11 protein-coding genes are annotated in these 13,782 nt (G+C 66.5%); 4 read left to right on the top strand and 7 right to left on the bottom strand.

Translation table 11 applies throughout. From position 1 onward, the window contains the following. Positions 1-43: 43 nt before the first annotated feature. Both NX773_RS18940 and NX773_RS18935 read right to left on the bottom strand, forming a co-directional pair. Positions 44-2,182, bottom strand: a complete 2,139-nt coding sequence (locus NX773_RS18940) for a DUF4214 domain-containing protein (protein ID WP_258857850.1) — start codon at positions 2,180-2,182, stop codon at positions 44-46. A 189-nt stretch (positions 2,183-2,371) separates the two neighbouring features. After that, on the bottom strand, positions 2,372-4,444 hold the full coding sequence (locus tag NX773_RS18935) for a UvrD-helicase domain-containing protein (RefSeq protein WP_258857849.1): 2,073 nt from the start codon (positions 4,442-4,444) through the stop codon (positions 2,372-2,374). 114 nt (positions 4,445-4,558) lie between these two features. Here NX773_RS18935 and modA point away from each other — a divergent pair, with 114 nt between their 5' ends. Genes modA through modC form a run of 3 tightly spaced genes read left to right on the top strand, consistent with a single transcriptional unit; the run spans position 4,559 to position 7,056 of the window. Further along, positions 4,559-5,299: a molybdate ABC transporter substrate-binding protein gene (gene modA, locus NX773_RS18930; protein ID WP_258857848.1), complete on the top strand. Its 741-nt coding sequence runs from the start codon at positions 4,559-4,561 to the stop codon at positions 5,297-5,299. Then, positions 5,300-5,983: a molybdate ABC transporter permease subunit gene (gene modB / locus NX773_RS18925; RefSeq protein WP_258857847.1), complete on the top strand. Its 684-nt coding sequence runs from the start codon at positions 5,300-5,302 to the stop codon at positions 5,981-5,983. Then, positions 5,980-7,056, top strand: coding sequence for a molybdenum ABC transporter ATP-binding protein (gene modC / locus NX773_RS18920; protein WP_258857846.1), 1,077 nt, complete (start codon positions 5,980-5,982; stop codon positions 7,054-7,056). Before modB ends, modC begins: the two co-directional genes overlap by 4 nt. 9 nt (positions 7,057-7,065) lie before the next feature. Here the strand turns inward: modC and NX773_RS18915 are convergent, their stop codons facing one another. Next, the gene (locus tag NX773_RS18915) at positions 7,066-7,911 is read right to left on the bottom strand and encodes a hypothetical protein (RefSeq protein WP_258857845.1); all 846 of its coding nucleotides are present in this window, start codon (positions 7,909-7,911) and stop codon (positions 7,066-7,068) included. A gap of 200 nt (positions 7,912-8,111) precedes the next feature. Here NX773_RS18915 and NX773_RS18910 point away from each other — a divergent pair, with 200 nt between their 5' ends. After that, positions 8,112-8,597 carry an SRPBCC family protein gene (locus NX773_RS18910; protein ID WP_258857844.1) on the top strand — a complete coding sequence of 162 codons (486 nt, stop codon included), beginning with the start codon at positions 8,112-8,114 and terminating at the stop codon, positions 8,595-8,597. Positions 8,598-8,641: 44 nt separating this feature from the next. On the opposite strand, the gene NX773_RS18905 is transcribed toward NX773_RS18910, so the two are convergent. The 4 genes from NX773_RS18905 to hemE all read right to left on the bottom strand — a co-directional run bounded on the left by NX773_RS18905 (position 8,642) and on the right by hemE (position 13,780). Continuing rightward, positions 8,642-10,081, bottom strand: coding sequence for a dihydrolipoyl dehydrogenase (locus tag NX773_RS18905; protein WP_258857843.1), 1,440 nt, complete (start codon positions 10,079-10,081; stop codon positions 8,642-8,644). 63 nt (positions 10,082-10,144) lie between these two features. Then, positions 10,145-12,166, bottom strand: a complete 2,022-nt coding sequence (locus tag NX773_RS18900; RefSeq protein WP_258857842.1) for a primosomal protein N' — start codon at positions 12,164-12,166, stop codon at positions 10,145-10,147. 77 nt (positions 12,167-12,243) lie between these two features. Next, positions 12,244-12,414, bottom strand: a complete 171-nt coding sequence (locus tag NX773_RS18895) for a hypothetical protein (protein ID WP_258857841.1) — start codon at positions 12,412-12,414, stop codon at positions 12,244-12,246. Positions 12,415-12,697: 283 nt separating this feature from the next. After that, positions 12,698-13,780: a uroporphyrinogen decarboxylase gene (gene hemE / locus NX773_RS18890; RefSeq protein WP_258857840.1), complete on the bottom strand. Its 1,083-nt coding sequence runs from the start codon at positions 13,778-13,780 to the stop codon at positions 12,698-12,700. Positions 13,781-13,782: the final 2 nt, after the last annotated feature.

The raw sequence follows: 13,782 nt of genomic DNA, 5'->3' as shown, positions 1-13,782 counted from the left end.
GCTGTTCCTGGCTGCAAAGTGCGCATTATGCCAGCCGGCGCAATCAAGCCCCGGTCCAGGGTGTGTAGTCGATGCCGTTCTGGATCGTGCCGATGACCTGGGCCTGGTTCTCCGGGCTTTCGCTGAACATCGCCAGCACTTCCGCGCGCGAGGCCTTGTGCACGTTGTCGAGCCACCACTGGTAGCCCGCGCCCTCGGGCTCGCGGTGCAGCACGTGGTGGTAGAGCTGGGTGACGAAGTACTCGTCCGACGGGTCCTTCATGTACAGGTCCACTGCTTCCTTGTTGGCCAGCACCAGGCCGGACACCTGGTTCAGGGTGTAGCCGTGGTCCATCGCGTTGAGCCAGTAGGCGTAGCCGCCGGCGTCCGGGGTGCGGTCGAACGCGGCCTGGTACATGCGGTACACCTTGCCGGCGGCGCCGTCGATGTCCAGCGCCAGCCACTTGCCGTCGCTGAACTGGACGCGCTCGACGTTGACCAAGGTGTCGCGGCCGCCGTCGCCAGCATTGTCCTGGACCGCGTAGCCGTACACCTGCCTGGTCACCGTGAAGTTCGCGCGCGGCGCGCCGTACACGACGACGTCGAGCCCTTCCCTGCCGTCGATCCCGTTGTCGCCCGCACCGGCCGCGATCACGTTGGCGCCGGCGTCGCCGGTGGTGTTGAGCGTGCTGTTGATCGTGAACGTGATGCGCTCCGCCGAACTGGTCGCGTTGTCCGCCGCGTCCACCGACACCACCGCCAGCGTGTAATTGCCGTTGGGCAAAGCGCCGGGGTTGATGGCGAAGGTGTTGCTCAAGACAGCCGTGCCGCGCGCGATCTCGGTGCCGTCCGGCACGCGCACCAGCTGGATCATCGTGCCCGCTTCCGCCGTGCCGGTGAAGGAGGGCGCGTTGCTGCCCTGCGCCAGCGACAGCTGGCCGGTCGGCATGACCGGGGCGTGCGCGTCCACATTGAAGCTGACCGGGGCGCTGGCGGACGAGGTGTTGCCGGCGGCGTCGGTGGCGGTCGCGTACACCGCATAGTTGTTGCCGTCGGCCAGGGGATCGGTCGTGATCGTCCACAGCCCGCTGGCATCGACCTGGGTGCTGCCGATCAGCGTCTTGCCGTTGTACAGCTTGACTGTGGAGCCGGCCTCGGCCATGCCGGTCACCAGCGGCGTGCTGCCCAGCGCATAGCCATTGGCGTTCTTGGCCACGCTCAGCGTCGGCGCAGCCGGGGGCGTGGTGTCGGCCGCAACCTGGGCGCGCTGCACGCTGTTGTCGCCCAGGAACTTGAGGTATTCGACCGAGGTCAGGGTGTCGGTGCCCTCGTAGGCCGAGCCGGCGACCACCAGCGCGCCGCTGTCCAGCTGCGAGATCCGGTAGTCGCTGCGGCTGCCGCGGAATACCACGGTGTCGGTGCCGTCGCCGCCGTTGATCTGGTCGTTGCCGCCATCGCCTTCGAGGGTATCGTCATAGGGGGTGCCGGTCAGCACATCGTTGCCGTTGGTGCCGGTGAGGTAGCGCGCACCGGTGGTCGAGTTGATGCCCAGCGCGCCGCGCAGCCCGTCGCCGCCGTACAGCCAGTTCAGCGCGGCGATGTCGTACTGGTTGTAGTGCTGGTAGGTGCCGCCGGCCTCGGTGTACGCCATCAGCGTGTTGGCCGTGTTGTCCTGCGCCGCCGGCAGGTTGGGGCTGTCGTCGAACGGATGCTTCAGGCCCAGTGCATGGCCAAGCTCGTGCAGCAGCGTCTGGTAGCCGGGCAGGCCCGGGGTCAGGTCGCTGTTCTGCGCGTAGAACTCGTTGTTGTCGAGATAGATGTAGGCCGTCGCGTCGTACTTCAGCTCGCCGGTAGCGTCGGGGCCATAGCTGCTGTGCCAGCTGCACAGGCCGGTTGTGTACGAATTGTCGGTGATGTCGATATTGCAGAAGTGCAGTTGGGCGTCGCCACTGGTCGTTTCGGTGAACGTGATGCCCGTGATCTTTTGCAGCTCGGCCAGGGCATAGCGCACCCAGCTCTGCTGCGCGGCGCTGAATGCCTGCTGGCCGCTCCTGCCGTCCTCGTTGCCGGCGGTGACCGAGAAGGTGTACAGCAGCGTGTTGCCGGCAGGTGTCAGGAAGTTCCAGTCCGGCCCCTGGTCGAGCAGTGCGTCGATGTAGTTGTAGCCGGACAGCGGGGTGTTGAGGTCGTTAACGGTTGGCATTCTTATGATCTTCGTTCGATGGCGACAGGAATTCTTTCCGTGACGATGTCACTCGTGGGAAAGTATTTCTTGCACGTCACGAAGTCAAATAAGAATTCCAATCGTGCGCGGGTATTGCAAATTGACCATGGTGAACACGCAACATCCTGATCATATGTGCGTTTCCTAACCGACACTTCACCCGTTTGATCACCCGGGCGCGGGTACTTTCGGGGTGTTGAGCAACGCCTTCAGGTTGGCCAGGCGCTCCTTCGGGCTGAGCACTTCGTGCTCCTTGGGTGGCGCATCGCCGACGTCGAGCGCCATCTCCTTGATGAAGCGCGACACGTCACAGTGCACGAGCTCGCCGGCGCGCTTGCGCTTCTTGCACCAGGTGATGTGCAGCGTGCGCTGGGCGCGCGTGATGCCCACGTACATCAGCCGCCGCTCTTCCTGGATGCGCGCGGCGATGAACTCGACCGAATCGTCGGGGTCGCCCTTGTGCGGCAGGATGCCCTCTTCGCAGCCGACCAGGTACACGTGCGGGTACTCCAGGCCCTTGGATGCGTGCAGGGTGGACATGCGCACCGCGTCCGGCTCCTCGTCCTGGCCTTCCAGCATCGACATCAAGGCCACCATCTGGGTCAGCTCGAGCAGGTTCTTTTCCTCGCCGCTGCGGTCGCGCCCGCCCATGCCGCGCTCCTTGAGCCAGTTGGTGAACTCGAGCACGTTCTGCCATTTGCTTTCGGCGGCGCGGTCGTCGAAATTCTCGTACAGGTAGTGCTCGTAGTTAATCTCTTTCATCATGTCGTCGAGCACTGCCGCAGCGTTCTCGCCGCTGCCGGACGGGCCGGGCCGGCTGGCGCGCGATTCCAGGCCGATGATGAAGTTGCAGAACTGGCGCAGCGGGATCAGCTGGCGGTCGGCCAGCTTGGCTTCGATGCCGCCCTTCATCGCCGCCTCGAACAGCGAGCAATTCCACTGCAGCGAGAATTCGCCCAGCGCCTCCAGCGTGGCCATGCCCACGCCGCGCTTGGGCGTGGTGATGGCGCGGATGAAGGCCGGGTCGTCGCCTTCGTTGGCGATCAGGCGCAGGTAGGCGATGATGTCCTTGATCTCGGCCTTGTCGAAGAAGCTCTGGCCGCCCGAAATCGTGTACGGGATGCGCTCCTTGCGCAGCGCCTGCTCGATCACGCGCGCCTGGTGGTTGCCGCGGTACAGGATCGCGTAGTCCGACCACTTGTTCTTGCGCTGGAAGCGCTCGGACGAAATCATCATCGCCACCTGGTCGGCTTCCTGCTCGTCGTTTTGCATCGCCAGCACCTTGATCGGCTCGCCCAGGCCGTGCTCGGACCACAGCGATTTCTCGAACAGCTTGGGGTTGTTCGAGATGACCGCGTTGGCCGCCTGCAGGATGCGCGTGGTGGAGCGGTAGTTCTGTTCGAGCTTGATGACCTTCAGGTCCGGAAAATCGGTCTGCAGCGTCTTCAGGTTCTCCACCGAGGCGCCGCGCCAGGCGTAGATGGCCTGGTCGTCGTCGCCCACCGCGGTGAACATCGGCTTCTTGCCCAGGCCCGTCACCATCAGCTTGACCAGCTCGTACTGGCAGGTGTTGGTATCCTGGTACTCGTCCATGAGCAGGTAGCGCAGGCGGCGCTGCCAGCGGTCGCGGATCGATTCGTTGTTGCGAAACAGCTCCACCGGCAGCCGGATCAGGTCGTCGAAGTCCACCGCCTGGTAAGCCTGCAGCGTGGCCACGTAGCTGCGGTACACGCGGGCCGACAGCGCCTCGTCCTCGTCGCGCGCGTTCCTGATGGCGTCTTCCGGATCGACCAGGCCGTTCTTCCACAGGCTGATCGCGTTCTGGATGCGGCGGATTTCCTGCTTGTCCGTGGTCACGGCCAGGTCGGAGACGACGGTGTAGCAGTCGTCGCTGTCCATGATCGAGAAGCGGTCCTTGAGCCCCACGTCGGCCGCCTCCTGGCGCAGGATCTTCACGCCCAGCGAGTGGAAGGTCGACACCGTCAGCTGCTTGGCCTGCTTGGGCTGCTTGAGCAGCTTGGCCACCCGCTCCTGCATTTCCAGCGCGGCCTTGTTGGTGAAGGTGAGCGCGGCAATGTTCTTCGGGTCGTAGCCGCAGTGCTCGACCATGTACACGATCTTCTGGGTGATCACGCGCGTCTTGCCCGAGCCGGCGCCGGCCAGCACCAGGCACGGGCCGTCGAGATAAAGCACGGCTTCGCTCTGCGGACCGTTCAGGCCGAATTTTGGTGCGTTGGACATGGGAAACAATTTGACGGGGACAGCAGGGGATTGTAACGAAGCTTTTGCCGTCGCGCCAAAGTGGACAGGATGTATACTCGGCAGATTGGCGCTTTTGGCAATGGAGAGACTTCGATGAAACGACTGGTGTGCCTGCTCGCCGCCCTGGCGGTGGCGCCGCTTGCCTGGTGCGGCGAGGTACAGGTGGCGGTCGCCTCCAATTTCACCGCGCCGATGCAGAGAATCGCCACCGAATTCGCGCGCGACACCGGGCACAAGGCCGTGCTGGCATTCGGCGCGACCGGCACGTTTTACGCGCAGGTCAGCAATGGCGCCCCGTTCGAGCTGCTGCTGGCGGCCGACGAAGAAACCCCGGCGCGGCTGGAGCGCGAGCACCTTGCCGCGCCCGGCACGCGCTTCACCTACGCCATCGGCAAGCTGGTGCTGTGGTCGGCACGCGCGGGCTTCGTTGACGCCGAGGGCCGTGTACTGGCGTCCGGCAACTTCCGGCACCTGGCCATCGCCAATCCCAAAACCGCCCCATACGGCGCGGCGGCGGTGGCCACGCTGCAGCGGCTTGGGCTGTTCGACACCGTGCAGCCGCGGCTGGTGCAGGGCGAAAACATCGCCCAGGCGCACCAGTTCGTCGCCACCGGCAACGCCGAGCTCGGATTCGTCGCACTGTCCCAGGTGTACCGCGACGGCAAACTGACGGCGGGATCGGGATGGATCGTCCCGCCTCGGCTGCACGCGCCGATCCGCCAGGATGCGGTGGTCCTCGCCAAAGGCCAGGCCAACCCGGCCGCGAAGGCGCTGGCCGCCTACCTGAAGTCGGACAAGGCGCGCGCGATCATCGCATCGTTCGGCTACGACTGAATGCACGTGCTGGCCGACCCCGCCCCAGTCTGGCTGACGCTCAAGCTCGCGTCCGTCGTCACGGCGCTGCTGCTGGTGCTGGGCACGCCGATTGCGTGGTGGCTGGCGCGCACGCGCTCGCGCATGAAAGGCGTGGTGGGCGCGGTGGTCGCCCTGCCGCTGGTGCTGCCGCCGACCGTGCTCGGTTTCTATCTCCTGCTCGCCCTCGGCCCCAGCGGGCCGGTGGGACGCCTGACCGAGTCGCTCGGACTGGGCGTGCTGCCGTTCACCTTTGCCGGGCTGGTGGCGGGCTCGCTGTTCTATTCGATGCCGTTCGTGGTCCAGCCCTTGCAGAACGCGTTCGAGGCCATCGGCCAGCGGCCGCTGGAAGTGGCAGCCACCTTGCGCGCCAGTCCCTGGGATACGTTCTGGTCGGTAGCGGTGCCGCTCGCGCGTCCCGGCTTTTTCACCGCCGCGATCCTCGGCTTTGCGCACACGGTCGGCGAGTTCGGCATGGTGCTCATGATCGGCGGGAACATCCCGGGCAAGACCCGCGTGGTGTCGGTGCAGATCTACGACCATGTCGAAGCGATGGAGTACGCACAAGCGCATTGGCTGGCCGCCGGCATGCTGGCCTTCAGCTTTGCGGTGCTGCTGGCGCTGTACGCGTTCAACGCGAAAAACCAGGTGGGCGGCGCGCGATGAGCACGATTCGCGCCAGGCTGAACATCGAACGCGACGGCTTTTCGCTGGCGGTCGATCTGGCCTTGCCGGGACAGGGCGTGACGGCGCTGTTCGGCCACTCGGGCGCCGGCAAGACGACCGTTCTGCGCGCCATCGCAGGGCTCGAGCGCGCGCCCGGCGGCTTTGTCGCGTTCGACGACGACACCTGGCAGGACGAGGCGCGCGGCGTGTTCGTGCCGCCGCACTGCCGCGCGCTCGGGTACGTGTTCCAGGAAGCGAGCCTGTTCCCGCACCTGTCCGTGCGCGCCAACCTGGAGTTTGGCCAGAAGCGGGTGCCGGCGCGCGAACGCCGCTTCGACCTGGCCCAGGTGGCCGAGCTGTTCGGGCTGAGCGAGCTCCTGGCGCGACGCCCGCAGCACCTGTCCGGCGGCGAACGGCAACGCGCGGCGATCGCCAGGGCGCTGCTGGCATCGCCGCGGCTGCTGCTGATGGACGAACCGCTGGCGTCGCTCGACCTGCAGCGCAAGCGCGAGATCCTGCCCTACCTCGAGCGCATGCACGATGCGCTGTCGATCCCGATCATCTACGTGAGCCATTCGGCGGACGAGGTGGCGCGGCTGGCCGACCACATCGTGCTGCTGCAGGCCGGACGGGTGGCGGCCAGCGGCACGCTGACCGAAACGCTGGCCCGCACCGACCTGCCGGGCGCTTTCGGCGACGACGCCGGCGTGGTGTTCGAGACGGTGCTGGCCGCGCACGAGGAAGACGAACTGTCGCGCCTCACCTTCGACGGCGGCAGCCTGTACGTGGCCCGCCGCCGCGAAGCGCTGGGCAGCCGCCTGCGCTGCCGCATCCACGCGCGCGACGTCAGCCTGGCGCTGGAGCGCCCGCGCGCGACCAGCATCGTCAACGTGCTGCCGGCGCTGGTGACCGCGACCGCCGCCACCGACACGCCGGGTCACGCGCTGGTGCAGATGCGCATCGGCTCGGCCCCGCTGCTGGCGCGCATTACCGAGCGTTCGCGCCGCGAGCTGGGCATCGTCGCCGGCATGCAGGTGTGGGCACAGGTGAAGGGCGTGGCCCTGCTCAACTGAAGCTGCGCGTCAGAGAAAGCGCGCCGCGTATTGGCCGAACAGGTCTTCGATATGCGGCGCGTAGCGCGCCAGTTCGGCCTCGGCGGCTGGCGACTGCCAGTCGTCCTTCCAGGTGATGATCTCGCGCGCCGCCACCTGCGCCGTGCCGATCGCGGCGCCGTCGCGGCGGTAGTCGCACACGACGCCCCAGGGGAAGTCGCGGCGGTATCCCTTGCGCGCGTTGCCCAGCCCAAAATCGACAAGCACACGCTCGTCGATCACGCACGCCGCGTGGCCTTCGACCTGCCCGGGTTTGGCGTAGCCGGGCGCGCCGAGCAGGTAGTTGCTGCGCTCGTGTGCCACTTCGGCATAGCAGGTCACGATGCGCGCCTGCTGGCCATGCGCGGCGGCGATGCGGCGCACCAGCGACGCCATCAGGAAGCACACGCTGCCGAAATTGTGCAGGTATAGCCAGCCAAGATCGTAGATGCGGTCGTACAGCAGGCGGGCGAACGCGCCCAGCTGCGGGTCGGCTGAGGCGATGAGCAGCTGCTGGCCGCGCAGGTCTTCGCGCACGATGAACAGACTGTCGAAGGTGCGGCCGTACTCGTCCAGCAGTGCCACGAAATCGGACGTGGGGCAGACCTCCCCCAGTTCGCCAAAACCGACGAGCCGGGCCTGCGCCATCAGCTCGAGGTGGGCCAGCACCTCTTCGCGCGCGTGCGGCAAGCCGGCGGCAATCCTGTCCACGTCGAGCGGCAGGCCGGCGGCAATGTCGTTGCCAAGCTTGAGGAACAGGTCATAGCCAACCAGCGAAGCGGTCAGCGGTATGTGCGTGACCACCCAATTGCGGACCTGCGCCACACTTTGCAGCATGGGAACGACTCGTTGTATTTGCATCTTGGACAACGGAAAAGACGTGAACACCCTGAGTGTGGCAGTTGCTGCGGGGACTTGCTATGCAAGGAATGTTTTTAACTGTAAAAAAGTGTTACAGGCGCGCTGGCACGGGGGTGCCGCCATGGGTTACCATCGTCTCTTCGCCGCCACAGCGGCGGCCATGCGAGACCTGCCCCATGAAATTTGAACACCTCATCGAAATCAACGATCCGCTCAATCCGCTGATCGACACCATCACCCGCGAGCAGCTGTGGCGCGGGCTGGTGCTGCGCGCCGAGTCCCCCGGGATGTTCGTGCCGCACCTGGACGAATGCACGATCAGCGAACGCGAGGCGGGCAGCTTTACGCGCCGCCTGCGCTACGGCGAGCTGGAAATCCGCGACCGCGTGCTGCTCACGCCGCTGAAAGAGGTGCGGGTGGAGGTGCCGGCGCAGGGCGAGATCGCCGCGTCCCTGCTGACCATGACGATCGAGGCGCCGTCCGAAGGCGTGCTGTTCGTGCGCTTCCGTTACGACGACGGGCTGGGCGAGGCGCGCGACGAGGTCAACAAGATGTACGACGAATTCAAGAAGTCGGCCTACCAGGAGGCCGATCTCGACACCATCCGCATCGTGCGCCAGCTGGCGGCGGAAGGGAAGCTGGACACCAGCCTGCTCAACTGATCATCAGTTGTAGGGTGGGCAGGTTCTCCTGCCCACCCTAGGTGTTACGTTCCCGGTTCCGAGTCGGCGGCATCGGTCTCGCTGGCGCCGCGCTCGATGTTCGTGGCAAGGTCGCGCAACGCGGTGCGCACGCCTTCCTCGATCACCGGGTGGTAGAACGGCATCTCCAGCATCTGCCCCACTGTCATGCGCGACTGGCAGGCCCAGGCCAGCAGGTGCGCCAGGTGCTCGCCGCGCGGCGCCGCCATTTCCGCCCCCAGAAACCGTCCGGTGCCGTATTCGCCGTACACCCGCAACAGCCCCCGGTTTTGCAGCATGACGCGGCTGCGGCCCTGGTTCTCGAACGAGACCTGGCCCACCGCGAACTTGGGCTTGCCCGGCGCGGACAGCGTGCGCCAGCTGGCGCCCAGCGTGGCGATGTTCGGTTCGGTGAAGGCGATGACCAGCGGCGTGCGCCGCAGGCCGGGACGCACGTCCGGGTAGCGGCCGGCGTTGTCGCCGGCGATCTTGCCGTGGTCGGCGGCCTCGGGCAGCACCGGGCGCTCGTTGTTGGCGTCGCCGGCGATGAAGACAGGGCTGGCGCCACACTGCATCGTCAGCGGGTCGAACACGGGAATGCCGTCGGCGCCGCGGGCCAGGCCCGTGTGTTCCAGGCCGATGCCGTGCACGTTGGGCGTGCGGCCGCTGGCCATCAGCACGTACTGGAAGCGCTCCGTCGTTTGCGTGCCCGATGCGTGGCGCACCGTCAGCGCCACCTCGGCGCCGTCCTGTACCGCGCCCACCACCTCGGTTTGAAAGCGCAGGTCGATTTCCTCGCGCAGCGCGCGCCCGGCGGCCTGCACCACGACCGGATCGGTCAGCTGCGCCACCCGTTCGCCGCGCGCAAACACGGCCACGCGCACACCCAGCCGCGCCAGCGCCTGGCCCAGTTCCAATCCGATCACGCCGCTGCCGATCACCGCCACCGAGGCCGGCAGGTCGTTCCAGTAGAACACGTCGTCGCTGGTGATGATGCCGGGGCCCACGCCTTCGAGCTGGGGCAGGCGCACCGGGGTAGAGCCGGTCGCGATCACGACGCGGCGGCAAGCGACCTCGGTGTGGTCGTCCACCACCAGCGTGTTTGGCCCGGTGAAGCGCGCGTGGCCACGCAGCTTGTCGGCGGCAGGCATGTGCTCCACGCTGTCGAGCACAAAGCCGACGAAGCGGTCGCGCTCGCGGCGCACGCGCTCCATCACGGCGCGGCCGTCGATGCGGCTTTGGTCGGCGTGCACGCCAAAGCCGCTGGCGGCCTGCATCATGTGCGCCGCCTCGCTGGCCGCAATCAGCAGTTTGCTCGGCATGCAGCCCACGCGCGCGCAGGTGGTGCCGTAAGGTCCGCTCTCGATCATCACCGTGCTGGCGCCCTGCGCCTTGGCGGCACGGTAGGCGGACAGGCCCGCGGTGCCGGAACCGATCACGGCCACGTCCACGCTCAGTTTGTTCATGTTGTTCTCCCGTTCTGCTCGAAGGCCACGATACGCCTTTTTGCGCAGGCTTGCCGGAGAGGGTCAGATGTCGAGCGGATCGACCTCGAGCGACCAGCGCACGCGCGTCTTCATCGCACGCAGGTCGGCCATCCACGCCTTGAGGAAGGCTTGCAGCGCGGGGCGTGAGTTCGATTCCACGAGCAGCTGGGCGCGCTCCATGTTGTGCACGCGTGTCATGGTCATCGGGATCGGGTCGTTGATGAAGACTGCTTCGCTGACCAGCAGATCGCGCGCCGCTTCCAGAAAGGCGGTGGCATCGGCCAGCTGGCGCGCTTCGGCGCGCAGCAGCGCCTGGTACATGAAGGGCGGCAGCGCGGCCTGCTTGCGCTCGGCCAGCAGCGATCCGGCGAAGCGCTCGTAGTCGTGGTTGACCACGGCCGCGTACAAGGGATGGGTGGCGTAGCGGGTCTGGATCAGCACTTCCGATTCGCTGGCGCCTTCACCGCGGCCAGCGCGCCCGGCGCGGCCGGCCACCTGCATCAGCTGCGCGAACAGGCGCTCGCTGGCGCGGTAGTCCTGCGAGAACAGCGCGGTGTCGGGATTGAGCACGCCAACCAGCGTGAGCTTCTTGAAGTCGTGGCCCTTGGCGACCATTTGCGTGCCGACCAGGATGTCCACCTCGCCGCGGTGCACGCTGTCGAATGCGGCCTGGGCGCTGCCCTTGCGGCGCGTGGAGTCGGCGTCGATGCGCAGGATGCGCGCCTCCGGGAACATGGCCTGCAGGCCCTCCTCGACGCGCTGGGTGCCGCGCCCGAGCGGTTGCAGGTCCACGTTGCCGCAGTCCGGGCAGGCGCGCGGGATGCGCAGCTCGAGGCTGCAGTGGTGGCAGCGCAGCCGGTGCTCGGGCTTGTGCAGCACCATGAACGAGCTGCAGCGCGTGCAGTTGCTGATCCAGCCGCAGGCTTCGCAGGTGATCACGGGCGCGTAGCCGCGCCGGTTCAAGAACAGCAGCGACTGCTCGCCGCGCTCCATGCGCTGGCGCAGCGCCGCCACCAGCTGGTTGGACAGGCCTTCGCGCGGGCGGTCGCGCTCGGTGTCCACCAGGCGCACGCGCGGCAGCACCGCGTCCTTGACGGCGCGCTCGCGCAGCTCCAGCTTGCGGTAGCGGCCCGACTGCGCATGGTGCCAGGTCTCCAGCGACGGCGTGGCCGAGCCGAGCACGATCGGGATGCCCAGCTGGTGCGCGCGCCACACCGCCAGGTCGCGCGCCGAATAGCGCAGCCCTTCCTGCTGCTTGTACGACGGGTCGTGCTCTTCGTCGATGACGATGAGCTTGAGCCTGGGCAGCGAGGCCAGGATCGCAAGGCGCGTGCCGAGCACGATGCGCGCCCTGCCCTCGTGCGCGGCGAGCCAGTGCAGCATGCGCTCGCCTTCGGACAGGCTGCTGTGCAGCGTGGCGACCATCACGCCGGGAAAGCGCGCGCGGATGTTCCCTTCGAGCTGGGGCGTGAGGTTGATCTCGGGGACCATGACCAGGATCTGGGCGTCGGGTTCGCGCGCCAGCACCTGGGCGCAGGCCTGCAGGTACACCTCGGTCTTGCCGCTTCCGGTGACGCCGTACAGCAGCATCGGCGCGAAGCCCTGGGCGCTGCCGATGGCGTCGGCCGCAAGCTGCTGGGCCGGGTTCAGCACCGGCATGCCGGCGGGTGCGGGGTCGTGCGCGGCTTCCTGCTTCGCCAGCTTCTTGATGGCGCGATCGAGCGGCACCGTGGTGCCCACGCGCAGGTTCTTGGGCAGGCCGGGCAAGGCGACCTCGCCCAACGGGCGCTGGTAGTAGTCGGCAGCGAACTGCGCCAGCGCCAGCCAGGTTGGCGAGAGCGGCGCCAGCTGGGCGCGCACCGCAATGGCGTCCTTCAGTTTTTCCGGCGGCACGTCGGATTCGCGCTTGACCGCGACGATCAGGCCCACCGTCTCGCGCCGCCCAAAGTCCACCAGCGCCAGCTGGCCGACCTGCGGCTCCTCGCCAGGGGCGCATGGCCAGCGGTAGTCGAACCAGCTGTCGAGCGGCGTGTCCAGGGCGACTTGTAGGATGCAGTAGGACAATCTAGGCCTTGCTGGCGGTGGTTGTGGAAAACTTTGTGGACAATGGGGGCTTGACCCGCGATGAAGTTTACGTTAGCTCAAGATTGGATTTTCCCGTGTGCAAATTCTAGAGCAATTTTTCCTTTATTATCAACGGGTTGGTATTTTATCTGCGCCAGCCCTACGATGTGCTGTATGCCGCCCAATCGTTGTGCATAAGTGACCCCGGGCAGTGCATAAAATATCTCGCAACGCAGCAGAAAGCTCATCCAACACTTCAAGTTTCGCTGTAAACCCCGGTAAACCAAGGACTTTTTGGTCGAATCGACAAGCCCCTGTTGATAACTTTGTGAACAAAACACTGAAAAATTCTTCGGATCCGAGGATGCCACAAGCAAATTTGGCTAGAGGAAAACCTCTAAAACTAAAAATTCCTGTAGATTCAATCGCTTACAGCACCCAATGATCACTGGACATTTCCACAGCAACTTTTCTTGCACTTGCGCAACGTGTGAACAAGTGTGAGTTTCACACTGTGAACATGAGGTCGGTTCAGGCCGCGCGCTGGCGTCGGCTGAAGTCGTGGACCGCCTCGACCATGGCGCTGACCGACTCCGGCGGCGTGAACTGCGAAATGCCGTGACCCAGGTTGAACACGTGCCCGTGCCCGGCCGAAGGCGTGCCGTAGGCGGTGAGCGAGCGCTCGACTTCGGCACGGATCTGGTCCGGCTGCGCGAACAGGATCGCAGGGTCCAGATTGCCCTGCAGGGCCACGCGGTCGCCGGCCAGCGCGCGCGCGCGGCCCAGGTTGACGGTCCAGTCCAGCCCCAGCGCGTCGGCGCCGATGCCGGCCATCTCGTCCAGCCACAGGCCGCCGCCCTTGGTGAACACGATCGCCGGAATGCGCACGCCGTCCTTCTCGCGCTGCAGCTGGCTGACCACCTGCTGCATGTAGCGCAGCGAGAATTCCTGGTAGGCGCCATCGGCCAGCGCCCCGCCCCACGAGTCGAAGATCATCACGGCCTGCGCGCCGGCGTCGATCTGGGCGTTCAGGTAAGTGGCCACGGCCTGGGCGTTGATGTCGAGGACGCGGTGCATCAGGTCCGGGCGCGAATACAGCATCTTTTTGATGGTGTGGAATTCACGCGAGCCGCCGCCTTCGACCATGTAGCACGCCAGCGTCCACGGGCTGCCGGAAAAGCCGATCAGCGGCACGCGGCCATCGAGCTCGGTGCGGATCTGCGTGACCGCCTTGAACACGTAGTCGAGCGAGGCCATGTCCGGCACCGCGAGCGCGTTCACCTGTTCCTCGGTGCGCACCGAGCGCTCAAATTTGGGGCCTTCGCCCTCGGCGAAATACAGGCCCAGGCCCATCGCATCGGGTACGGTCAGGATGTCCGAGAACAGGATCGCGGCATCCAGCGGATAGCGGTCGATCGGCTGCAGCGTCACCTCGGTGGCATAGTCGGGATTGGTGGCCAGCCCCATGAACGACCCTGCCTTGGCGCGCGTTGCGCGGTACTCCGGCAGGTAGCGCCCGGCCTGCCGCATCAGCCACACCGGGGTGTAGTCGGTCGGCTGGCGCAGCAGGGCGCGCAGGAAGGTGTCGTTCTTGAGCGGGGCGAATTGTGGCATGG

The organism is Massilia solisilvae, from assembly GCF_024753215.1.
Lineage (GTDB): Bacteria > Pseudomonadota > Gammaproteobacteria > Burkholderiales > Burkholderiaceae_D > Telluria > Telluria solisilvae.
This window is presented reverse-complemented; position numbering and strand designations above follow the sequence as displayed.